General features: G+C 41.4%; 23 protein-coding genes and 1 pseudogene. All 24 read right to left on the reverse strand.

Going from position 1 to position 23163, the window contains the following annotated elements; genetic code table 11:
• Nucleotides 1–318: 318 nt before the first annotated feature.
• Nucleotides 319–588, reverse strand: coding sequence for an HPr family phosphocarrier protein (locus ACH8E3_RS15795; RefSeq protein WP_458633605.1), 270 nt, complete (start codon nucleotides 586–588; stop codon nucleotides 319–321).
• A 96-nt stretch (nucleotides 589–684) separates the two neighbouring features.
• On the reverse strand, nucleotides 685–1614 hold the full coding sequence (whiA, locus tag ACH8E3_RS15800) for a DNA-binding protein WhiA (RefSeq protein ID WP_458633606.1): 930 nt from the start codon (nucleotides 1612–1614) through the stop codon (nucleotides 685–687).
• Nucleotides 1615–1619: 5 nt separating this feature from the next.
• Complete coding sequence (locus tag ACH8E3_RS15805) at nucleotides 1620–2606, reverse strand: gluconeogenesis factor YvcK family protein (RefSeq protein WP_458633607.1); 987 nt, start codon at nucleotides 2604–2606, stop codon at nucleotides 1620–1622.
• Nucleotides 2607–2620: 14 nt separating this feature from the next.
• Nucleotides 2621–3526: an RNase adapter RapZ gene (rapZ, locus tag ACH8E3_RS15810; RefSeq protein ID WP_458633608.1), complete on the reverse strand. Its 906-nt coding sequence runs from the start codon at nucleotides 3524–3526 to the stop codon at nucleotides 2621–2623.
• 18 nt (nucleotides 3527–3544) lie between these two features.
• Nucleotides 3545–4495 carry an ROK family glucokinase gene (locus ACH8E3_RS15815; RefSeq protein WP_458633609.1) on the reverse strand — a complete coding sequence of 317 codons (951 nt, stop codon included), beginning with the start codon at nucleotides 4493–4495 and terminating at the stop codon, nucleotides 3545–3547.
• A gap of 282 nt (nucleotides 4496–4777) precedes the next feature.
• Nucleotides 4778–5731: a thioredoxin-disulfide reductase gene (trxB, locus tag ACH8E3_RS15820; protein WP_458633627.1), complete on the reverse strand. Its 954-nt coding sequence runs from the start codon at nucleotides 5729–5731 to the stop codon at nucleotides 4778–4780.
• A gap of 102 nt (nucleotides 5732–5833) precedes the next feature.
• A pseudogene (locus ACH8E3_RS15825) lies at nucleotides 5834–7159 on the reverse strand (tetratricopeptide repeat protein); the annotation flags it as partial.
• Between the two features lie 99 nt (nucleotides 7160–7258).
• Complete coding sequence (locus ACH8E3_RS15830) at nucleotides 7259–8206, reverse strand: ribose-phosphate diphosphokinase (RefSeq protein WP_458633610.1); 948 nt, start codon at nucleotides 8204–8206, stop codon at nucleotides 7259–7261.
• A gap of 54 nt (nucleotides 8207–8260) precedes the next feature.
• The gene (gene hisJ / locus ACH8E3_RS15835) at nucleotides 8261–9085 is read right to left on the reverse strand and encodes a histidinol-phosphatase HisJ (RefSeq protein ID WP_458633611.1); all 825 of its coding nucleotides are present in this window, start codon (nucleotides 9083–9085) and stop codon (nucleotides 8261–8263) included.
• A gap of 15 nt (nucleotides 9086–9100) precedes the next feature.
• Nucleotides 9101–9787 (reverse strand): bifunctional phosphoribosyl-AMP cyclohydrolase/phosphoribosyl-ATP diphosphatase HisIE, encoded by a 687-nt coding sequence (gene hisIE / locus ACH8E3_RS15840; RefSeq protein ID WP_458633612.1) that lies wholly within the window; start codon nucleotides 9785–9787, stop codon nucleotides 9101–9103.
• Nucleotides 9784–10542 carry an imidazole glycerol phosphate synthase subunit HisF gene (gene hisF / locus ACH8E3_RS15845; protein WP_458633613.1) on the reverse strand — a complete coding sequence of 253 codons (759 nt, stop codon included), beginning with the start codon at nucleotides 10540–10542 and terminating at the stop codon, nucleotides 9784–9786. The genes hisIE and hisF overlap by 4 nt, the downstream gene beginning before the upstream one ends.
• A gap of 51 nt (nucleotides 10543–10593) precedes the next feature.
• The gene (hisA, locus tag ACH8E3_RS15850) at nucleotides 10594–11334 is read right to left on the reverse strand and encodes a 1-(5-phosphoribosyl)-5-[(5-phosphoribosylamino)methylideneamino]imidazole-4-carboxamide isomerase (RefSeq protein ID WP_458633614.1); all 741 of its coding nucleotides are present in this window, start codon (nucleotides 11332–11334) and stop codon (nucleotides 10594–10596) included.
• Between the two features lie 62 nt (nucleotides 11335–11396).
• Nucleotides 11397–12032: an imidazole glycerol phosphate synthase subunit HisH gene (gene hisH, locus ACH8E3_RS15855; protein ID WP_458633615.1), complete on the reverse strand. Its 636-nt coding sequence runs from the start codon at nucleotides 12030–12032 to the stop codon at nucleotides 11397–11399.
• A 3-nt stretch (nucleotides 12033–12035) separates the two neighbouring features.
• Nucleotides 12036–12647, reverse strand: a complete 612-nt coding sequence (hisB, locus tag ACH8E3_RS15860) for an imidazoleglycerol-phosphate dehydratase HisB (protein ID WP_458633616.1) — start codon at nucleotides 12645–12647, stop codon at nucleotides 12036–12038.
• A complete protein-coding gene (gene hisD, locus ACH8E3_RS15865; protein ID WP_458633617.1) occupies nucleotides 12634–13947 on the reverse strand; it encodes a histidinol dehydrogenase in 1314 nt (437 codons plus the stop codon). Before hisD ends, hisB begins: the two co-directional genes overlap by 14 nt.
• 53 nt (nucleotides 13948–14000) lie before the next feature.
• Complete coding sequence (gene hisG, locus ACH8E3_RS15870; RefSeq protein WP_458633618.1) at nucleotides 14001–14645, reverse strand: ATP phosphoribosyltransferase; 645 nt, start codon at nucleotides 14643–14645, stop codon at nucleotides 14001–14003.
• 4 nt (nucleotides 14646–14649) lie between these two features.
• The gene (locus ACH8E3_RS15875) at nucleotides 14650–15807 is read right to left on the reverse strand and encodes an ATP phosphoribosyltransferase regulatory subunit (RefSeq protein ID WP_458633619.1); all 1158 of its coding nucleotides are present in this window, start codon (nucleotides 15805–15807) and stop codon (nucleotides 14650–14652) included.
• Nucleotides 15808–15944: 137 nt separating this feature from the next.
• Nucleotides 15945–17135 (reverse strand): acyltransferase, encoded by a 1191-nt coding sequence (locus tag ACH8E3_RS15880; RefSeq protein ID WP_458633620.1) that lies wholly within the window; start codon nucleotides 17133–17135, stop codon nucleotides 15945–15947.
• A gap of 193 nt (nucleotides 17136–17328) precedes the next feature.
• Nucleotides 17329–17814, reverse strand: a complete 486-nt coding sequence (locus tag ACH8E3_RS15885) for an acyltransferase (protein WP_458633621.1) — start codon at nucleotides 17812–17814, stop codon at nucleotides 17329–17331.
• A gap of 6 nt (nucleotides 17815–17820) precedes the next feature.
• Complete coding sequence (gene ppaX, locus ACH8E3_RS15890) at nucleotides 17821–18462, reverse strand: pyrophosphatase PpaX (protein ID WP_458633622.1); 642 nt, start codon at nucleotides 18460–18462, stop codon at nucleotides 17821–17823.
• Between the two features lie 7 nt (nucleotides 18463–18469).
• The gene (gene lgt / locus ACH8E3_RS15895) at nucleotides 18470–19501 is read right to left on the reverse strand and encodes a prolipoprotein diacylglyceryl transferase (RefSeq protein WP_458633623.1); all 1032 of its coding nucleotides are present in this window, start codon (nucleotides 19499–19501) and stop codon (nucleotides 18470–18472) included.
• Between the two features lie 10 nt (nucleotides 19502–19511).
• Nucleotides 19512–20450 (reverse strand): HPr(Ser) kinase/phosphatase, encoded by a 939-nt coding sequence (gene hprK / locus ACH8E3_RS15900; protein WP_458633624.1) that lies wholly within the window; start codon nucleotides 20448–20450, stop codon nucleotides 19512–19514.
• Between the two features lie 203 nt (nucleotides 20451–20653).
• Entirely contained in the window at nucleotides 20654–21778 is a 1125-nt protein-coding gene (locus ACH8E3_RS15905) for an ABC transporter ATP-binding protein (RefSeq protein ID WP_458633625.1), read from the reverse strand.
• A 101-nt stretch (nucleotides 21779–21879) separates the two neighbouring features.
• Nucleotides 21880–22986, reverse strand: coding sequence for a PucR family transcriptional regulator (locus ACH8E3_RS15910; protein ID WP_458633626.1), 1107 nt, complete (start codon nucleotides 22984–22986; stop codon nucleotides 21880–21882).
• Between the last annotated feature and the right edge of the window lie 177 nt (nucleotides 22987–23163).

Consider the following 23163-nt stretch of genomic DNA (forward strand, 5'->3'; position numbering starts at 1 on the left):
AGAAAAGGTCTTCCTTTTTCTATTTATCTATTTACACATAATATTTTACGCTCTCTCGCGATCTTGTACTGATAGATTCTGTGATTGTTTCTCTCTTAATTTATTGATAGATAATTTAATACCCATACCTAACACAACTCCCCCGATGTCAATTTATATGATATTACTCATAGCTAGAAAGACATGAGTACTGTATATATCGGCATAAATCTTGTGTTACATAATATCAAAAATGCGATATAAGCATAAAAAAACAAATATTAGCTGACCCTCGAAAGGATCAGCTAATATTTGTTTCTTGCACCAATGAATACAATATTATTGGTTCTCTAATTCTTCTTTACTGACTAAATTTACTAAAGCGGTTACAGCCTGTTCAGCATCCGCACCATCTGCACTAATATAGACTTCCGTACCAGAGCTGATCGCAAGGCTCATAATTCCCATAATGCTTTTAGCATTTACCTTTTTATCATCTTTTTCCACGAAAACTTCAGACGAGTACTTATTCGCTTCTTGTACGAACAATGCTGCCGGTCTGGCGTGAAGACCGGTCTTCAGACGGACAACTACCGGGTGCTTTGTCATGGAAACTTACCCCCTATTTATAAATCTATTCGCTATACAATCATTTCATATAACTTTATTATAACACTATAACATGAAGGACACTATAATTAAAAATCATCCGTTACGAATCTTGTCTGCCATCTCATCAATTTTGCGCAGACGATGATTCACACCGGATTTACTAACTGCACCCTTGAGCATTTCTCCAACCTCTTTTAGATTCAGATCTGGATGGATTAAACGCACCTCGGCTACTTCTCTTAACTTGTCCGGCAAAGTCTCTAAGCCAACTTCACGTTGTAATAGCTTAATATTATCAATTTGTCTAACTGCTGCACTGATTGTTTTATTCAAATTAGCTGTCTCACAATTCACGATACGATTAACAGAGTTCCTCATGTCTCGCATAATACGTACATCCTCGAATTTGAATAAGGATTGATGTGCACCTATCAGACTTAGGAACTCAATAATCTTCTCGCCCTCTTTAATATACAGGACAAATCCCTTTTTACGTTCTATAAAGCGAGCATTCAGCCGGAATTCATTAGCTAGTTTCACTAATCCTTTACAGTGGTCTTCATACATTGAGTAAATCTCAAGATGATACGATGACCCCTCCGGATTATTTACAGATCCACCAGCCATAAATGCCCCGCGTAGATAGGCACGCTTACAGCATTTCTTACGAATTAGCTCACTATGAATCTCTTGTGTAAATAGGAACCCTTCGGAAACAATATGTAGTTTCTTTAGAATTTCCTGAACACCAACAGGTATGCGTACGATATACACATTATTTTTCTTTAATCTCATCTTTTTACGCACTAGTAATTCGGTATGTGCTTGAAAGTACTTTTTGATTAAGGTATATATTCGTCTTGCTATCGCGGCATTCTCTGTCGATATATCCAAAATAACCTTTTTATTCGACAGTTGAACAGAGCCATTCATGCGAATGAGTGCTGATAATTCAGCTTGCTCACAACATGCCTGTCCTTCAACTCTAGTCAATTCATTTTTTGTCTCCGCCGCAAACGACAAGTGACTCACCTCTCTCGTAAAGTCCAATTTTGTACGAGCTGGTAAATGTGCTGGCTTAGTTTATCTGCATCATGTCGTAGGTATGTCCGAAAGAGTACTAGCGTATCAGCAATTACCTTGTAACCATGTCCTGTCACTTCTTCTAGATCTAATTGAACAGGCTTTGCACCCTTCTCAGCATATTTATCTTGTACTCGGGTTGGAATTTCACCGTTATTGACGATGACATAATCGAACAAATGTACACCAACATGATCATAGATTGCATTCAGGTGATCGTTCACACTGTAGTTATCGGTCTCACCTGGTTGCGTCATGACATTGCACACAAAGATCTTAATCGCTTTAGAGGCACAGACTGCTTCTGCCAGTTTAGGGACTAATAAATTGGGTAAAATACTAGTATATAGACTACCCGGTCCTATCAAAATAGCATCTGCTTGCTGTATCGCTTCAACTGCTTCTGGTAATGGCTCGACTTCGGCTGGATCAAGAAATACACGCTTGATTTTTTTAGCTACGTCAGGAATCTTGGATTCTCCAGTAACGATACTTCCATCTTCCATCTCAGCATGTAGCGTGACAGCAACACCCGCTGCAGGCAGTACTCGACCACGCACAGCAAACACTCTACTTAGTTCTCGTACTGCGGATACAAAGTCACCTGTGATATCCGTCATTCCTGCTAATATTAAGTTACCTAAGCTATGCCCAGCAAGTCCTGAACCACTGCCAAAGCGATAACTTAACATTTGTGATAGTAGCGGTTCAACATCAGCGAGTGCGGTTAATACGTTACGAACATCTCCAGGTGGGGGCATCTGTAATTCACTGCGTAGAATACCTGAACTACCACCATCGTCGGCCACCGTAACAATAGCCGTAATATCCAGGGGTTTTTCTTTTAGCCCACGAAGCATGACGGACAGTCCAGTACCTCCACCCATCACAACAATTCGGGGCCGCGCATTTGTCTGACCTGCTACTTCCATCTCACTTCACCCCGTTAATGCCAGTCACGATCTCGTTCAGAGTCACGATGGATGACCGAGACACGTTCTGTCTCGCCAATGCCCAGCATCTTCCCAAGATACTCAGAAATAGCAACAGAACGATGCTTACCACCTGTGCATCCGACTCCGATCACAACTTGGCTCTTACCTTCTTTATAATACTGTGGGATTAAGAATTGGAGCATATCCAATAACTTCGCCACAAATAATTGTGTTTCAGTCCACTTCATTACATACTCATAGACTTCAGGATCTTGCCCAGTGCGTGGACGAAGTTCATCTACATAATGCGGATTAGGTAAAAACCTCACATCAAATACAAGGTCTGCATCAATAGGGATACCGTACTTGAATCCAAATGATGTAATATTCACAGACATCGTGTTGGGCTCTAAGTGAGAGAATCGAGAGATGATCTTCTCTTTCAGTTGTCCTGGCTTAATACTACTCGTATCGATGATTTGCGTGGCAGAATTCTTTAACTCTTCTAACAACTTACGTTCCAATCGAATACCATCCAGTGGCATTCCCTCGGGAGCTAATGGATGACGTCGACGACTTTCTTTATAGCGTTGCACAAGAACTGAATCCATGGCATCTAGGAACAATATCTCACAACCCATAGTGAAATGTTCTTTGATATAACTCAATGATTCTGACAACGCTGTGAAAAACTCACGTCCACGCAAATCAATCACTAATGCTACTTTGGCGATCTTTCCGTTAGATTGTTCAATAAGCTCTGCGAACTTAGGGATCAACACCGGTGGAAGGTTATCCACGCAGAAGAAGCCAAGATCCTCTAAGCTTTGTACAGCAAGTGTTTTTCCCGCACCCGACATTCCTGTGATGATAATCAGGGTTGCCGTGGCTGGTATAGCTATATCGTTGTCCAGCATCAGCTTTCCCTCCTTTGTCTATGAACGAAGAAGCAGTCCTGCAGCCCCTACGACGCCCGCATCATTCCCTAATATGGCCGGAAGAATGGTCACACCACGTTGTAGCGGATCTGGTGTTAACTTAGCGAACACTTCGCGTATTTCATTGAATAGGATATCTCCCGCATAGGATACACCACCACCAAGAATAAACACTTCAGGATTCAATACAGCTGCAACCATTGCCATCGCTTTACCCAAGTAAAAGGCTGCACGATTCACAATGCGAATAGCAACTTCATCTCCTGCCTTAGCGGCATCAAATACTTCCTTTGCATTCATATGCTCTACGATAGATAATGTTGTACGATCTCCACGCGCTACAGCGTCATTAGCCATACGAATAATCCCCGTTGCTGAAGATACCGTCTCCAAACAACCCTTTTTACCACATCCACATTGAATAGCTTCTAGATCAGGCACAACAGATACATGTCCGATCTCGCCTGCTAATCCTGAGAACCCTTGATAAATTTTACCACTTTGAATGATACCTCCACCTACGCCAGTTCCCAGTGTGACACAGATACAATTATCTACCCCACGTCCCGCACCGCTCCATACTTCTCCTAACGCAGCCACATTGGCATCATTATCTATTTTGATGGGCTTTCCTAGACGCTCTTCTAAGATTGAGCGTATTGGAACATCCTTAAATCCTATGTTGGGTGCAAAGATAATAATCCCCTCAGCAACATTCGTAAAGCCTGCAAACCCCGCCCCTATACCTACAACTTGGTCCCATTGATAAGGAGACTTTTCTACAACTTCATGCACATACTTTACAATGTTATCAATGACGACATTAACACCTTTATCAGTCTCTGTGGGCCCTTCATGTTTAAGCAAAAGATGTCCTTCTTGATTACAAATTCCCACTTTAATCGACGTACCGCCTAAATCCACACCAACATAGATATTTTCAGACATGTTAAAAGCCACCTTTATCTATCTGCAATATTTTTAAACCTATGTACCAACTATAATTCATGCCTACTATATGGTCAAGAGAAGTAAGTTACGAATAGAACGCTTCCGCATAGGATATTCGCTTTATTGATCCTTGTAAAGGATAATAACTTCTACTAATTTGAATTTATAACCTTTTAGACTATTTGCGAAGATCTAGATCACGTGTATAACATTGCCCAATAAAATATAAATCACCTAACCAACAGTTACTTGGTCAGGTGATCTATATTAAACCTCTATTTATTTACCTAGAGACTCGCTCCAGTCATGAACCATATTGCCCTCTATGAATTTCTCTGCATCCATAGCTGCCATACATCCCGTACCTGCTGCAGAGATCGCTTGGCGGTATCGAACATCCTGTACGTCTCCACATGCGAACACACCCGGTATATTGGTCTCTGTCGTGCCTGGCTTAACCATGATGTAACCTATATCATCTGTCGTAATCTGATTGGATAAGAACTGTGTATTAGGCGTATGCCCAATCGCTACGAACACACCATCAGCTTCAATTAACTCTTCTTCATTCGTCTCATTGTTACGTACTTTTAATCCTTTTACCCCATTCCCTTCAGCCACTACTTCTAGCGGGGTACGGTTTAATGACCATAGAACCTTCTCGTTCTCACGAGCACGATCTTGCATGATCTTAGAGGCACGCATTTCCTCACGACGATGGACTAACGTTACGCTTGAACCGAAGCGAGTTAAGAAGTTAGCTTCTTCCATAGCCGAATCACCACCACCAACGACAATAATCTTTTTACCGCGGAAGAAGAATCCATCACATGTCGCACACGTACTAACACCTCTTCCGATGTTCTCCTGCTCACCAGGGATGCCCATGTATTTCGCTGAAGCTCCTGTTGAGATGATTACAGTCTCAGCCAATAACTCGCCTATTCCTTCGACTTGTACTTTGAATGGACGCTTAGAGAAATCTACATTCTCCACCCAACCTGATTTGAATTCAGCTCCAAATCTCTCCGCTTGCTTACGCATATTATCCATTAGTTCGGGTCCCATGATCCCTTCAGGAAATCCAGGGAAGTTCTCGATTTCAGTTGTGGTTGTCAACTGCCCACCCGGTTGCATACCTTCTATAACTAATGGCTTCATATTAGCACGAGCTAGATAAATAGCTGCCGTTAACCCGGCAGGACCTGTTCCAATAACGATTGATTTATACATCATGTTGCCTCCTAAATATAATATTATAAAAAGTGAACACTTCTACATCCATCACTTGGGATTAGGGTATATCGAATGGATAGGGCTATTCACCAATACCTCATCTTGAATACCTTGAAGCACAAGAGTAGCTGCCTCTCTAATCACTTCATCTTCATCAGGCTCTTGCAACAATTTCCTTAGCACTTGCTTCACTTCTTCATCGGCAATCAAAGCCATCGATTGAATAACTTGTAACTTCGTAGCTATGTCACCATGTCGTATTGCCCAAAAGAAGGATGAACGTATCAAGGGATTTTGTATCATTTCCTCGGAAATACCGTCATCATCCATTTCCCAATGTTTAAGTTGCTCTTCAATCGGAAGGTGATAATGGTAGCTTATTTGCGGTTCTTCTAATGTTCCATCTTGAAATTGTTGCATCTGAGTTAAATAGAACTGTGGAATAGTGGTGTCAGAATCTAACTTCATAGCAAATCTCCAATATCTTTCTGCATCTACATAACGAGCACAATGAAAGGCAGCTACTGCTGAGTAATGGTATAGACTAGGATCCCCATTCAGTTCCTCATCTTTTAACAAGCGACGAAAGTGCCGAAGGGCATGTTCATGTTGACCTAATATACCCATTGTTGTAGCTAGTTTAAACAAATGTTCTTGATGGAAAGGAATGGTGACTGACAAAGTATGCAACAACGGAAGTAAGTCCGTTATATTCTGCTCATGTTGATAGAAAATGGCTAAATTACATAGTCCGTGTAGATTGCCTGGCTCTTGTTCTAGTACGTCTTGGATCGTAAGCTTGGCTTTGTCAAACAATCCTACATAATAATAGGCTAACGCTAAGTTGTTACGTGCTGCTAGAAAGTCATTATTCGTATCTACTATCTGCTCTAATAGTTCTACCGCTTGAGCGAACTTCCCTTCTTCCAGAAGCGTACGCGCATGTTCATGTTCTATCAATCCTGCCCGACTCTTAATCTTATTTAACTTAGCAGGACGATCTAATTCAGAATGTAACATATCCAGTAATTCCTCAGCCTCATCTAGAAACTGGCCTACAATATCTTCTTCCAAATAGGTCACTAATGCCTTTTCTGATTCTTCAAAGTTCTCCATATTAGCAAAATTATTAGCCATATAGAAGTAGCATTCCGTCATTGTGGAATCCATATTCTCAAGAATATCAGATAATACATGATTTGATCCTGCATAATCACCCATTTCTGACATAACTCCAGCGACGTTACAATGGTTTACAGGATTATCTGGTTCATATTCTGCTGCTCTTGTGAAATATTTCAATGCCTTGCCAAAATGATTGCGATCTAACGAGCTTACAGCCCTTTCAAAGAAGAAATTCGCATCCAGATGGACAGGTATTATTTTATTGTATAGGGGTTTAGCCCGTTGTTTATCCTCATTCATTGAAACAAGGCACCTCCTTCTTGCTTGTATACAGTTACCGATTATTAGTATACCATATATTCGTAAATCCTCTTACAACGCAGAAAAGACGCCGCATGATCAAATGCCGGAGTCTTTAAACAAAGTTGCAATAGAACCACCTTCTATAATAATGCGTGTTGCCTGTGCGAACATAGGTGCTACAGAGAGAACCTCTATCCGCCCATTATATTGTTCAGGGAGTGCTATTGAGTCTGTCACGACAAGTTCCTTGATGTTAGGATGATGAAGTCTTTCAAGTGCATTGCCGGAGAAAAGTCCATGCGTAGCACATACATATACATCCTCAGATCCGCGTTCCTTCAAGCTTTCTACCACATTCACGATTGTTGTTCCTGTATCAATAAGATCTTCTATAATGATCGGCGTCTTACCCTTCACATCACCTATGACATGTGTAATGACCGATTCATTGTGAGATGGTCGCTTCTTAATCATAATAGCAAAGGGAGAATCCAGATGATTCGCTAGCTTCTCTGCTGTGGATGCACGTCCAGCATCTGGAGAAACAATCACAGGGTTCTTAATATTCTTGCTTCTCAAGTATCCACTGATTAGATCCAGTGCGGTTAAGTGATCGACAGGTATATTGAAGAATCCTTGTATGGCAGGAGCATGTAAATCCATCGTAATGATGCGGTTAGCACCAGCCGTTGTTAGAATATCCGCAACCATTTTAGCTGATATCGGCTCTCGTGGAGCTGACTTTCGCTCCTGTCGTGCGTAACCATAATACGGAATGATAATATTAATCGTCCGAGCTGATGCTCTCTTTGCCGCATCTATCATGACTAACAACTCAACAAACATCTCATTTATAGGATGAGAGAGTGATTGGACTAGGAATACATCGCAATTACGAATACTTTCTTCATAGTTAATGTAGATCTCACCACTTTGAAAGCGTGATCGTGTGATGCTTCCTAATTGCACACCTAACTTGCTACAGATATCCTCTGCTAATTTTGGGTTAGATGATCCCGTAAATATAAGCATCTTATGCTGCATAGTATCCTCCTGAGTTCAAGTCTTCCTAATATACTTATATTATACAGGATTATACTAGATTTCAAAAGGAACCTGGTTTCTTCTCCGATGATCAAACACGGATAACTCACGATAGCCGACTTCCCACAGTACGGATCGAGCCTGATCAAGGTACTCACCCAGTCGTGATGGATCATGTGCATCGGAGCCTACCGTTATTGGAATACCTAGTCTAAAGGCTTCGGATACCATACGTTGGCTTGGAAACATCTCCTGGCATGCCTTCGATAAGCCTGAAGCATTCAATTCCATAGCCATACCACTTTGGGATACGGCTTGAAGCGCAGCATTCTCCATCGCTACAACCTCTTCGTACTTATCTGCTGCAGGAACATAACCGAATCGTTTGATCACATCGATATGTCCCATAATGTCATATAGTCCAGTCGCCATGGCCTTCTTCACAGCATCATAGTATTGTTCATAGACAGCTAGAATGTCCTTACCTTCCCAGTTATGGGTCTGACGGTAGTCACTAATATCCCATTCGCCCAGGAAATGAACGGAACCAATAACGTAATCCCACGAATAGGATGATAGGATATGTTCAATCTCCACTTCATATCCTTCGATATAATCGGCCTCAATACCGATACGTATATCAATCTGATCTTTATAACGTTCCTTCAAAGAAAGGCATTCCTCTACGTAACGCGGCAGCTCGTCCATGGGCATAGCCATCTCTGGATAATACGTTGCAGGTTCCACATGAATCAGTGGCATATGATCCGATAGGCCAAGCTGCGATAGACCCATCTCAATACCTCTAAGAACATATTCCTCTAATTGTCCAATCGCATGTCCACAACGAGCATGATGTGTATGGTAGTCGATCAACATGATCGAATTCCTCCTTTAATCCCGTCTTGGTCGCTCATGCCTCAAGCTAAGCTCGGTCATAATATCATCCAAAGGTAGTTTACGCTCCTCTAAAAGGACAAGTAGATGATAGATCAAGTCACTTACTTCAAGGCGTAACTCATCGTTATCTTTATTCTTGGCAGCAATGATCGCCTCAGCCGTTTCTTCTCCTACCTTTTTAAGAATCTTATCGATTCCTTTCTCAAATAAATAAGTAGTATAAGCCCCTTCTGGACGTTCCTTCTCTCGTATCGCGATAATCTGTTCCAACTCTTCCAATACAGCGAATCGCTCCTGACCTAGAGTAGTTGCTGTTGATTGATTCTCATCTCCATCCACCACAGATACTTCATTAAAGAAACATGTTACATTCCCCGTATGACAAGCAGGACCTTGAGGTTCTACGATGATAAGCAAGGTATCTCCATCACAATCATAGCTAATAGAGATAATGCGTTGTATATTTCCTGATGTTGCTCCTTTATGCCATAGTTCTTGTCTGGAACGGCTCCAGAACCATGTCTCGCCACTCTCGACCGAAAGTTGAAGTGATTCAGCATTCATGTACGCCAGCATAAGGACTTCTCTCGTCTTAACATCTTGAACAATAGCAGGTACTAGACCCGTCTCGTCGAAGCGAATGTTATTCTTTAGTTGTTCTATATTTAGTTTTGTACTCATCGAATCTCCACCCCTTTTTGCTGTAAGCCTTTCTTCAAATCTTGAATCGTTATTTCTTTATAATGAAATATAGTCGCTGCCAAGCCTGCATCCGCTTTCCCGCTCGTGAATACATCATAGAAGTGATCTATCGTACCCGCTCCACCTGAAGCGATGACAGGGATGCCCACAGCATCAGATACAGCGGATGTTAGACGAATATCGAACCCGTCCTTTGTACCATCGGCATCCATACTCGTAAGTAGTATCTCACCTGCACCTAACGATTCAGCTTCCTTCACCCATGCTAATGTACGAATACCGGATGGTGTACGTCCACCATGCGTATACACTTCCCATTCGCCCCATGACTCATTATACTTGGCATCGACCGCTACCACGATACATTGAGAACCGAAGCGACGTGCTCCTTCGGAGATGAGTTGCGGGTTGAGTACCGCCGCTGTATTAATTCCAATCTTATCGGCACCTGCACGAAGAATTCTTTTCATATCATCTACATGGGAGATCCCTCCACCTACTGTAAAAGGAATGGATATCTCACCCGCCGTTTGCCTAACGACCTCAATCATCGTGGCACGACCTTCTACTGATGCAGAAATATCCAAGAATACGAGCTCGTCTGCACCCTCACGGTCATATAGCGCTGCCAGTTCGACTGGATCACCTGCATCACGCAAGTTGACGAAATTCACGCCTTTAACTACCCGACCATCCTTCACATCCAAACATGGAATAATACGTTTAGCTAGCATAAGGTTCACCTCGACTCTCTATAAGTTCACTGTATTCTATAACCAATCTCTCTAACTCTGCTTCTTAATGGCTAGCACTGCTTCTTCTAGATCAATATTGCCTGTATAAAGCGCCTTACCAACGATAGCTCCGCCAATGCCTTCATGATAATACGCACTTAAGTTAAGAAGATCATCTAGTACGGTCACACCACCTGAAGCAATGACGGTACGTCCACTACTTAGGGCCAAAGAACGAATCGCATCAATATTTGGACCCTGCATCATGCCATCGCGTGAAATATCCGTAAAGATAAAGGTCTCAGCACCCTTAGCAGCTAACTCTTTAGCCAGTTCTTCCGCTTTCACTTCCGATGTCTCTAACCAGCCTCGTGTCGCAACATAGCCATTGCGTGCATCAATTCCAATCGCAACCTTATCCCCATACTTTCCTAATACAGCCTCTGTGAAGGTGCGATCTTCTATCGCTGCTGTTCCAAGGATGACCCGATTAACGCCAAGTGCTAATAGTCTCTCCACATCTTCTACCGTACGTAGACCACCACCCACTTGAACAGGTACGTTCGCAGCCTTAGCAATCGCACCAATAATAGCATCATTCACAGGATGTCCTGCCTTCGCTCCATCAAGATCAACGAGATGTATGTACGATCCGCCTTGTTCTTCCCACGCCTTCGCTACATTTAGCGGACTATCATTATATACGGTCTCTTGATTATAATCCCCCTGAATAAGTCTTACACATTTCCCATCACGAATATCAATCGCTGGATATATGATAAAAGATGACATCCTTGTTATCCCCCATTCTTTTCTAAACAGTCTATATTTACAACCTATATTCAACTCGATAATTACTCGTTAGCATTCTTCACAGGACTACCGGTAATCTTAAGGAAATTACGCAATAAATTCATGCCAAGATCGCCGCTCTTCTCAGGATGGAACTGCATACCGAAGATGGAATCATGCCCCACAATAGCCGTTACAGGTTGTTCATAATCCGTTGTCGCTAAAAGGTGACCTAACACATCTGGCAGAACATGATAGGAATGAACAAAGTATACATGTCCTTCAACAAGTCCTGTGAACAAGGGATTGGTCTTGTCCTTATACTGAAGCTTATTCCATCCCATATGTGGCACTTTATAGTTGCCTCCTTCGAACCTTACGACACGACCTGGTAGAATTCCTAGCCCTTGATAGTGACCATACTCTTCGCTTGTACTGAACAACAGTTGCATACCTAAGCATATACCAAGTAACGGTTGCCCGCTTGCCGCGACCTTCCGTACAGTCTCATCAAGTGAACTCTCTTGTAGTTGTTCCATAGCATCACCAAAGGCGCCTACTCCTGGTAGAATAACACCATCTGCCGCCAAAATTTCACTCTCATCGCTACTAATTATTGCAACGTATCCAAGTCGTTCAACAGCCTTACTCACACTGTGTAGGTTGCCCATTCCATAATCTACAATCGCGATGGCCACAGGTTATAGCACACCCTTCGTGGAAGGCACGCCCGTAACCCTTGGATCAATACTTGTTGCTTCATCAAGCGCGCGTCCTAGCGCCTTAAACACCGCTTCGATCATATGATGCGTGTTCTGCCCATAATGAACAATAACATGCAACGTGATACGTGCTTCTAGTGCCAACTTCCATAGAAATTCATGCACTAATTCTGTTGTGAAACTGCCTACTTGTGTGGATGGATATTCTGCACGGTATTCGAAATGCGGACGGTTGCTAATATCAATAACGACCTGCGCCAATGCCTCATCCATTGGTACGAATACACTTGCATAACGCTTAATTCCTCGTTTATCGCCCAATGCTTCTCTCAGTGTCTGACCTAAGCAAATACCAATGTCCTCCACCGTGTGGTGATCATCAATCTCGATATCTCCTCTTGCCTTCACCGCAAGATCAAATTGACCGTGCTTGGCGAATAAATCTAACATATGATTCAAGAAGGGAACATCCGTCTCTAATTCCGATACCCCTGTACCATCTACTGAAAAAGAAAGCGAAATATCCGTCTCATTTGTTGTTCTACTGACACTTGCTTTACGTAAGCTTTCACTCATATTATTGTCCGTCATTATCATACCCTCCTACTTTTCCTTCTTTCTCAAGTCGAACTTCGATGGCTCGTGCATGACCTTCTAACCCTTCATGTCTGGCAAGTTCCATGATCATCGCACCATTCTTCATTAATGCTTCCTTACTATAATAAATCATGCTAGATTTCTTAATGAAATCATCCACATCAACTGGAGATGAGAACCTAGCTGTGCCATTCGTCGGTATAATATGGTTAGGGCCTGCGAAATAGTCACCTACGGGCTCGGAGCTGTATGGTCCTAGAAAGATAGCCCCTGCATTCTCAATACTACCTACATAAGACATTGGATCTTGCACAACAATCTCCAAATGTTCAGGAGCCAGTCTATTCACGACAGTAATCCCCTCTTCTATGGAATCAACCACAAGGATCGCACCATAATTATCAATGGATGCACTTGCGATATCTCGACGCGGTAATAGCGCTAGTTGTCTCTTCACTTCTGCAGCTGTCGATTCTGCCAATGCAAGAGAAGGGGTCACTAGAATAGCTGATGCCATCTCATCATGCTCTGCTTGTGATAAGAGATCCGCGGCAACATAGACCGGATCTGCTGTCTCATCAGCAAGTACGACAATCTCACTTGGTCCAGCGATGCTGTCTATATCCACTACACCGAATACTTCACGTTTGGCCAGAGCAACATATATATTGCCGGGCCCGCATATTTTATCAACGGGAGCAATGGTTTCTGTCCCATAAGCTAGAGCAGCAACTGCTTGTGCCCCTCCCACTCTATAAATCTCATTCACACCCGCTTCAGCGGCTGCAACAAGAATATAAGGGTCGATCCCTTCTTGTCCATTGGTTGCTGGTGGCGTGACCATCACGATCTCTGGAACCCCTGCTACTTGAGCGGGTATCACATTCATTAGAACAGATGATGGATAAGATGCCTTACCACCTGGCACATAGACACCTACGCGTTTGAGAGGACGAACAATTTGCCCCAATATGCTACCATCGGGCTGAATATCCATCCACGAATTTCTCTTTTCTCTCATATGAAACGCTCGGATGTTCGCTGCCGCTGCTGTAATGGCTGCGACGAATGATGGCTCTACACGGTCGTATGCTGCCGTCAGCTCTTCTTGCGTCACTCTAAGTTGTTGTGCAGTTAATAGGGTACGGTCATGCTTTTGCGTATAACGTAAAAGCGCAGCATCCCCTTCCGCCTTAACATCAGTCACGATTTGCTTAACCGCTGCATTCTGTTCCGGTGTACCGTAATCCACTTCCCGCTGTAAATTAAACTCTTGAATTGGCACAATTCTCATCCAAGCCGTTCCTCCCCGCGCATTACACATTTAATTTATATTATTTAGCTCATTTATTTGATCTTGATTTCTGGAACAGGGATGACCTTCTCTAGCAAATCACATAAAGATTGAATTTGGGTATTCTTCATACGATAACTTACTCGGTTAGCAATTAAGCGACTCGTAATATCAAAGATACTCACCATCTCTACTAATCCATTATCCTTTAGGGTCTGCCCGGTTTCAACCATATCCACGATTCGGTCAGCCAATCCGATTAACGGTGCTAACTCAATCGATCCATTTAGCTTAATTACTTCAACCTGTTGCCCCTGTTCACGAAAATATTGCGAAGCCACATTAGGATACTTCGTAGCCACACGTTGTTGAATACCCGGTTGCCAGTTCGGCAGACCGATGACGGACATCCGACATCTAGCGATACCCAGATCAAGTAATTCATACACATCTCTAGTGTCTTCAAGTAGAACATCCTTACCTACAATGCCTATATCGGCTACGCCATATTCAACGTATGTAGGTACATCCACTGGCTTAGCCAATATGAACTCCATTCCGAACTCGGGAAGAGGTACGACCAATTTACGTGATTCATCCACTTCTAATGGTATAGCTAATCCCGCCTGACGAAAGAGGGTGGCTGCTTTTGTATAGATACGTCCTTTTGGCATTGCCACTTTTAACGTTTCTTCCACTTGCTCATCCCTCCCTTTCTTCGGCTATATGGCATTTCTCATGCGTGTCATTTCCAGGTTGTATTAACTTCGTTATGACCTTATGTCCAGCATCTCGAAGTCTAGTGGCTTCTAATAAGCCTTCTTGACGATTCTTTGCTTCATATTGAATAACTATAGGCTCTGCCTCTGATTCTTGAAAGCCTTCTACACCATCTAAGATTCGATTGGTTTTGAGAGCAAATCCAGTTGCAGGAATCGGACGACCGAATTGTTGCAATAGATTATCGTAACGTCCTCCATTACACACTGGGAATCCAAGCTCCGAAGCGTAACCCTCAAAGGTCATACCTGTATAATAAGAGAAATCACCAATCATCGTTAGGTCAATCAGCACATGCTCAGAGACACCATAAGCTTCCAACACTTCCCACACCTTTAGCAAATGATCAATAGATGCTCTAGCTTGTGGGTGATCACTTAGTTCCAGTGCTTGCTCACAGATCTCTTGACCGCCACGAAGACGAACGATTCCATCCAGCACATGTCGTTGTGCATCAGACAAATCCAACTGCTTGATGGCATTTCTGAATCCAACATAGTCACGCAGTAACAAGCGTTCTTTCAATAGCTCCTGTATATCCGTACGAGTTGGAACAATTTCCTCGAACAACCCATGTAGGAACCCCACATGCCCCATAGCAATTTTGAAAGAAGATACGCCTGCTGACTTTAGTGATTCGATCGCAAGTGCGACCACCTCTGCATCAGCTTCAGCAGAATCATCACCAATCAATTCAACACCTGTCTGGAAGAACTCCGCTTCTCTTCCTGCTTCCTCTTCTATCGAACGAAACACATTCGCGTGATACGAGAGACGTATAGGAACAGGTTGATCTTTTAATAAAGAAGATACAACTCTTGCAATAGGTGCTGTCATATCAGAACGTAGCACTAATGTCGTTCCTCGATTATTAAGCAATTTGAACAACTTTTGATCCGATGTAGAGCTTGCTACCCCTACCGTATCATAATACTCCATGGTCGGCGTAATAATCTGCTGATATCCCCATCGATCCATACAATCTAGAACATTACGCTCAATCCGCCGTAATTTATTCACAGCGTACGGTAGATAATCACGAACTCCACTAGGTTTTTCAAATCCTTTTGGCTTAAACATTCCCATTCACCTCTATATAGACATACTGTGTCAATGATATTTACTTTAATGCGGTAAAGTTATACCGTGCTACCAAGATAAAGAATTTCTGCTATTATAGCATGAGTCTAACCTTTACGTCAATGGACCATAGAAAATTATGAATCAAGATAATTTCGTTGTTTATTGACCGGGGAGATCCCTTTCTCATGAGCAGATAACGATTTGGGTGCTGTTCCTAGGAATATCCACGACCAAGGGATTCTCTTATAACACACATGAATGATTGCCCAACTTACAAATAGCGATATGAGAAGCCCACCGATAATAAAAAATAGATAGATTATAGACTCAGGTTCAATGTTATAACGGAAACGACGATACTGGGCAAGAATAATAGGGTGTAATAAGTATATCGCAAAGGATAGTTCACCCATTCTCGTTAGAAAGGACCGCGATGTGGATGATGACTTACGATAAATGAGAAATGAGGCATGCAACAGCACTAATGAAGATAACATCGAATGTATATTCCATACAAATTCATACCATAATGAATTGACAGAATGTCCAGTTGACCTCAACACATGCCACAATTGTATTTGTACAAACGCGATTATAAGCCATGTGCCCCATAACAGTATGGTCCCAAATCTTTGCCTACTAGTCAGCAATGTCCAACTATTCATCAACCATGATTTAATCGTATTGAAGTGTATGGCTATATAAGCACCCATCATATAATAGACTAAGTACGAAATCGCATAACTTCCTTTGTTGGGTATGTGCAAACTATATTTATTGTAGAATACAAATCCCCATTGCAGAGTAAACGCGATAGGTATTATCCATTTCGCGATCCATGGTTTCCACTGCAACAACTTAAGAATGAATGGGAATAATAGATAGAATTGAATACTAATAAATACATAATATAAATGCGTATGTGCTGTACCTGTTAACCACGCATTTCTAAAACTAACCAAGATATCACTTACTGGTGTGCCTATCCATGTACGCATAATATATTGGTTATATAAAAAATAACATACGGAAACAATTGTATATGGAATTATAATGGTCTTAAGCCTTTGTCGATAAAATCTAATAATTAATCCATTATTTGCAGGTCGTTCATAATAGTTATAGAACAGTACAAACCCACTTAGAAAAATAAACGTAGGCGTTCCATACTTGAAGAAGATATTCATGAAATTGTATACATAATAAATGGGAGAATTCAACGCCTGTACACCTGCAGCATAGGAAGAAGCATGCACGTTAAGCACCGCTAATATGGCTAACGCACGAAATATATCTAACTGAGGTAAACGTTCTTTTGGATTCATCTTTGCATATAATCTCCTTATGATTCTTTATTTCAAAATATACATTATGCACTAATATCAATGTGATGGTCTGCTTATCAATGAAAGAAGGAACCTAACGGATGAATTACCATCAGGTCCCTTTAGTTACTTCTGAGCGTTCTGTATTATAGAATAGGCCAATCATGATTCTATCTCATTAGACTATCCATTCCTATTGATTAGAGTTCAATACACGTATTGGATTTCCACCAACAAACGAACCAACATCTACATCTTTATGTACAACTGATCCAGCTGCAATAACAGCTCGGTCTCCAATGGTGACTCCAGGTAATATGGTAACATTAGCACCAATCATAACATGGTCTCCTATCGTAACGTCACCTAAGCGGTATTCCTCGATTAAGTACTCATGGGCTAAGATCGTCGTATTGTAACCAATGATCGTGTTATTCCCAATCGTGATCTTTTCCGGAAAGAATACATCCACCATAACCATTAGTCCAAAAGCGGTATGATTGCCCACCTTCATCCCTAATAAGTGACGGTATATCCAGTTCTTCACTTGAAGGATAGGACAGTACCGAGTGATTTGGATACAGATGAAATTTTTAACCCCTTTCCAAGGGCTAACGGTTCTGTAAATCTGCCAAAGCGCATTTGGACCTTCCACTGGGTACCGAGTTACCTTTCTCACTGTATCTTACCCCTGTTCTAACAGAAGATATATATCTTCCATATGATGTAGCATATAATTTGGGTTGTACTTATTCAGCTCTTGCTCACCCTTGAGCGACCAAGACACACCTGCTGACAACACTCCTGCTGCTTGAGCTGCCTGAATATCTACTGGACTATCTCCAATCATCAGCGTTTTACGTGGATCAGAGCCAAGTTCCTTCACGGCCTTAAGTACAGGCTCTGGATGTGGCTTAGGATGTTCAACATCTATGACAGTCACAATGGAATCCATATACTTCTTAAGCCCAAACATCTCCAATACCTTTAGAGTACCAGGGCGATTCTTTGTTGTTACCACACCCATAGTAATTCCTTTGGCATGTAACGCTTCAATAACTTCGTTGACTTGTGGGAATGGTTGTACATGTATGTCATGGAACGTATCATAATAGGTTCTATAATCCTTTATAAAAGGAGAAGCATCCTCGGCACCTGTGAAATGGATAATTTGTTGCTCTAAGGTCATGCCCATTTTAGGTATAATCTGTTCCCTAGAGAAGGGTGCCGGCACATGATCCCGTAGTGCATGGATGAATGAATTAATAATATGTTCATTGGTATCAATAATCGTACCATCTAGATCAAATAGAATCGTGTCAATCATGTATATGTTACTCCTTCGTTGTATCCGTTGTGTCCTCTTCTTCAGCTCCAATTGGCTCTGAATCTGATGTTATCTTCTGTTTCTTGTCGTTTAATGATGCCTCTGGCATCATATCTACCGTTGTCTTTGTTGATATAATCGGATCAAGATATCGTTCTTGCGCGCGACCCGTTACACGTCTATAGACGATAAATGCTACTGCACCAATAATAATCAAGATAGGTAACAACTGCGATATTCTAACATTTCCATATGCAGCATCCAAATCACCATACTCAAATCCTAATGCTTTCATTGGGCTCCACAGACCATTCATAATCGATTCTAGCCATTGTGGACCTTGAAAAGCTAGGCTGTCTGTACGTAATCCCTCAATAAAGAATCTTCCGATAGAATACCAGATGAAATAAGATAGGAATAATTCAGCTGCTCGTAGAAACTTCTGCCGACGCAAGACCATTAACAAGCCAATACCTACTATGTTCCATACCGATTCATATAAGAACGTAGGATGGTGAAATACACCTTGAACATTCATCTGATTCACTATGAAATCAGGTAGATGTAAATTGTTTTGCAAAAAAGACTGATCTACAGGCCCACCATAGGCCTCTTGATTTACAAAGTTGCCCCATCGTCCAATAATTTGTCCGATAAGTAATCCGGGAGCACAAATATCAACGATTCTCCAGAATTTATATCCTTTATAACGGGTGAAGAAAATGGCAAAGATAATCGCACCTATTAAAGCGCCATAGATCGCGATACCTCCATTCCATATCTTGAATACATCCCAGAAGTTATCTTTATAATCTTCCCATTTAAAAGCCACATAATAAATTCGTGCACCAATAAGTGAGGAAGGAACACCTATCAATAATAGATCCATGAAGAACTCCGAAGAAATACCAAATCTCTTTCCTTCACGAATCGCAAGCATGATTCCAGCCAAGGCACCTAAGCCAAGGATTAATCCGTACCAATGAACCTGTAACGCTCCAATCGATATTGCGACCGGATTAAGTAATAAAGTTGCCATCTCATCGCTCCTAATCCATATCATCGGTTTCTTCTGCAATGGTTGCTGTTAATTTATTAGTGAATTGAAGTGCTGCATTTAGACCCATTTGCTTCAATCTATAATTCATCGCAGCTACTTCGATAATCACAGCAAGGTTACGACCAGGACGAACAGGAATCGTCACTAATGGAACATCCGTATCTATAATTCTAGTCGTTTCCTCATCTAATCCCAACCGATCATATTGTTTATCTTGTTGCCAATTCTCCAACCTGACGACTAAGGTAATCCGTTTATTATTACGAACTGCCCCTGCACCAAAGAGAGTCATTGCATTGATAATACCTACACCACGGATCTCTAGTAGATGTCTAATCAACTCAGGTGCAGAACCATGGAGCTGACTATCCGATGTTTGACGAATTTCAACTGCATCATCAGCTACCAGTCGATGTCCTCTTTTGACTAGTTCTAAGGCTGTCTCACTTTTACCAATACCGCTGGTTCCTGTAATCAACATTCCAACCCCATATACATCACACAATACACCATGAATCGTTGTGGTTGGTGCTAATCTCTTCTCAAGGAACCCCGTAATTCTACTGGATAGAATGGTTGTGGACATGCCACTGCGTAGAACTGGTAAATTCTCTTGATTACAAATATCTATTAACTCCTGTGGAACGTCTAATGATCTAGTTACGACGATACAAGGAGTCTCCTGGGTACAAATCCTTTGTATCCGATCGCGCTTTTCTTCATCCGTTAGCATTTCATAAAACGCTAATTCCGTTTTACCAAGAAGCTGTACTCGCTCTTTCGGATGGTATTCAAAATAACCAGCCATTTCAAGGCCAGGACGGTTCAAATCATCTACCGTAATCATTCGTTTAAGGCCATCTTCGCCTGCAATGACTTCCATATGGAATTGTTGCACTAGTTCTGAGACTTTAACTGCTTTAGACATAGCTCTCTTCCTCTCATCACATCTACCACCCGTGTGGAGATGATTCTTAAGATATCCAAACTTCCTTCATACTAACTATCGTAAATGAATTTCTGATTGATTGCAATCACTGCCTATCTAACTATAGATCATCAATTCAACATATGACCATTTAAAAAAGACCACCCTTTCGGGTAGCCTTTTTATCTATTGGTAGTTATTTTTTATTCGCCAGCTAAAACGTTAAGTTCAGTTTCCTTGTCGAAGATATGAACTTTGTTCATATCTACTGCTAAGCGAACAGTATTACCATCGCGAGTTGTTGAACGTCCATCCACACGAGCGATAACTGTATCATTACCTAAACCACTCAAATACAATAACATTTCATGTCCAAGGTTCTCAGTAACATCAACGTTGGATGTAAAGATTGTGTTTGGTGATGCTTCCAAGAATACTGGCTCTTCATGAATATCTTCAGGGCGAACACCCATAATTACTTCTTTACCGATCAAACCTCTGCTCTTCAAGATTTGAGCTTTACCACCTGGAACTTCTACATTTAATCCGTCAGCTAGGAAACGAACCGCTCCATTGGACTCACTAAGTGTACCATTGATAAAGTTCATTGTAGGAGAACCAATGAAACCAGCTACAAAGAGATTAGTTGGGCTGTTATACAATTCTTCAGGTGAAGCTGCTTGTTGGATAATTCCATCTTGCATAACAACGATACGATCTCCCATTGTCATAGCTTCTGTTTGGTCATGCGTTACATAAATAACTGTTGTTTCTAAACGCTTAGCCAATTTAGTGATTTCCGCACGCATTTGACCACGTAGTTTAGCATCCAAGTTAGAAAGAGGCTCATCCATCAAGAAGACTTGTGGATCACGTACAATCGCACGACCTAAGGCAACACGTTGACGCTGACCACCTGACAATGCTTTTGGCTTACGATCAAGCAAGTGCTCAATGTCTAGAATCTTCGCAGCGTTGCGAACCTTCTTCTCGATTTCGTCTTTCTTTACTTTACGTAGCTTCAAACCAAAAGCCATATTCTGATATACGTTCATATGAGGATACAAGGCATAAGATTGGAATACCATCGCAATATCACGGTCTTTAGGTGCTACATCATTAACAACACGATCTCCGATATAAAGTTTACCTTCTGAAATTTCTTCCAATCCAGCGATCATACGAAGTGTTGTGGATTTACCGCAACCTGATGGTCCTACTAGAACTAAGAATTCCTTATCTTTAATATCAAGATTGATATCAATTACCGTTGCTTTATCTGCACCTGCGTATTTCTTGTATATATGCTCTAAGCGTACTCCAGCCATTATATTGTCCCCCTAAGTAAGTTTATAAAACCGATTACATTTGATAATTCTATCTTAACCAATATTCATAAGACTGGCTATCCACAAACTGCACAAAAAACCTATTTCCTTTTTGTCATTTTGTACAAAAGCATGGTGAGTTTGATTAAAACAGCATCTCCGAAGCTTCGAACGTCAAGACCTGTCTCTTGTTTAATTTTATCTAATCTATAGAGTAGCGTATTTCGATGAATATACATTCTTTTAGCAGTCTCGCTAACATTACAATCCAATTGAAAGAAAGTGTCCAATGTCAAAAGTGTCTCTGTATCTGTTAAAAAAATCGAATGGTCTCCTACATGTTCTAAGAATCGTGATCTTTGATTATCAGGTATGCTAAATACAAGTCGTTCTAACACCAAATCCCAAGGTAAATGAATATGCTCTGTAATATGAAAAGCCTTCCCAAGTACAATAGTCTCACGTAACATCACTACAATTGCAGGAAGTGATATCCTTGGATCTAGCGATAGTGCAACTGATAAGTGGAAGGCACCCACGCACTCATTGGACACCAACTCATGCAGTCCATCGCAGAATGCAGTTAAGGTCTCAGCTTCTGTCTCCTCGAGTTCTTCTTCCTTTTCATCAGGATTACCCATAACCAGGTTCAATTGCGCTAGAATTAGCCATTCATCGTTCTTCAAAGGAATTAGTAATATGGCACCATCAAAGTAATTTACGAGTAGCTTCTTCAATTGTATGTAGGGTATTTGAGATCCAAGTGCACCCTCACTTATTAAAAGGAAAGGTACCATTCCTGGTATCATTTGTTTCTGTATCATGAAATGCTCTGGTACTGATATATCTAGTTGGCCCGAGTCAATATGTGTTTGAATCCATGCGCTAAGATTGTTAATGTCTATTTTCTCTTCTTCTTCGGGCGATATTAAGGATTGTGATTGATCTCTCATATTGGCAAGAATGAGTTCCATAAATTGAACCTCTTCTAGACTTAGTGCGTTCAACTCACCTGCTAATACAGACATCCTCCCACTAATTGTATATAAAGGGAACCATACTTCTCCTTCATTCACAACCGAATCCATGAGCGTACTATTCTTATAATTGAAAAAGGATTTCGTATCTTCCTTATTCAGTTCTTTAATACGAAGAGGGATACCCACAATTTGTTCTAGTCTTTGTCGGAGTGTTTCCATACTCATCATGTAGTTACATCACCTACCACTTCATGTATTTATTCATATTTTAACATACCTTGTCCAAAAAGAAGAATAAACAAAAAGCCATCTAACCTAGAAGGCCGATGACTTTACTGTTTATATTGAGATGAGCCATGAAGGATTCGAACCTTCGACACCCTGATTAAAAGTCAGGTGCTCTAC

The organism is Paenibacillus sp. CMAA1364, assembly GCF_054373195.1.

Bases quoted from the DNA above. Each gene is read 5' to 3' on its own strand.
- hisF (WP_458633613.1), bottom strand. From the start codon at position 10,542: ATGCTAGCTAAACGTATTATTCCATGTTTGGATGTGAAGGATGGTCGG.
- ACH8E3_RS15830 (WP_458633610.1), bottom strand. From the start codon at position 8,206: ATGCAGCATAAGATGCTTATATTTACGGGATCATCTAACCCAAAATTA.
- hisB (WP_458633616.1), bottom strand. From the start codon at position 12,647: ATGACGGACAATAATATGAGTGAAAGCTTACGTAAAGCAAGTGTCAGT.
- hisD (WP_458633617.1), bottom strand. From the start codon at position 13,947: ATGAGAATTGTGCCAATTCAAGAGTTTAATTTACAGCGGGAAGTGGAT.
- hisJ (WP_458633611.1), bottom strand. From the start codon at position 9,085: ATGTTGATCGACTACCATACACATCATGCTCGTTGTGGACATGCGATT.
- ACH8E3_RS15905 (WP_458633625.1), bottom strand. From the start codon at position 21,778: ATGGCTGGAGTACGCTTAGAGCATATATACAAGAAATACGCAGGTGCA.
- ACH8E3_RS15805 (WP_458633607.1), bottom strand. From the start codon at position 2,606: ATGGAAGTAGCAGGTCAGACAAATGCGCGGCCCCGAATTGTTGTGATG.
- lgt (WP_458633623.1), bottom strand. From the start codon at position 19,501: ATGGCAACTTTATTACTTAATCCGGTCGCAATATCGATTGGAGCGTTA.
- ACH8E3_RS15875 (WP_458633619.1), bottom strand. From the start codon at position 15,807: ATGTTTAAGCCAAAAGGATTTGAAAAACCTAGTGGAGTTCGTGATTAT.
- trxB (WP_458633627.1), bottom strand. From the start codon at position 5,731: ATGTATAAATCAATCGTTATTGGAACAGGTCCTGCCGGGTTAACGGCA.
- rapZ (WP_458633608.1), bottom strand. From the start codon at position 3,526: ATGCTGGACAACGATATAGCTATACCAGCCACGGCAACCCTGATTATC.
- ACH8E3_RS15815 (WP_458633609.1), bottom strand. From the start codon at position 4,495: ATGTCTGAAAATATCTATGTTGGTGTGGATTTAGGCGGTACGTCGATT.
- ACH8E3_RS15880 (WP_458633620.1), bottom strand. From the start codon at position 17,135: ATGAATCCAAAAGAACGTTTACCTCAGTTAGATATATTTCGTGCGTTA.
- ACH8E3_RS15795 (WP_458633605.1), bottom strand. From the start codon at position 588: ATGACAAAGCACCCGGTAGTTGTCCGTCTGAAGACCGGTCTTCACGCC.
- ppaX (WP_458633622.1), bottom strand. From the start codon at position 18,462: ATGATTGACACGATTCTATTTGATCTAGATGGTACGATTATTGATACC.
- ACH8E3_RS15910 (WP_458633626.1), bottom strand. From the start codon at position 22,986: ATGATGAGTATGGAAACACTCCGACAAAGACTAGAACAAATTGTGGGT.
- hisA (WP_458633614.1), bottom strand. From the start codon at position 11,334: ATGTCATCTTTTATCATATATCCAGCGATTGATATTCGTGATGGGAAA.
- hprK (WP_458633624.1), bottom strand. From the start codon at position 20,450: ATGTCTAAAGCAGTTAAAGTCTCAGAACTAGTGCAACAATTCCATATG.
- hisIE (WP_458633612.1), bottom strand. From the start codon at position 9,787: ATGAGTACAAAACTAAATATAGAACAACTAAAGAATAACATTCGCTTC.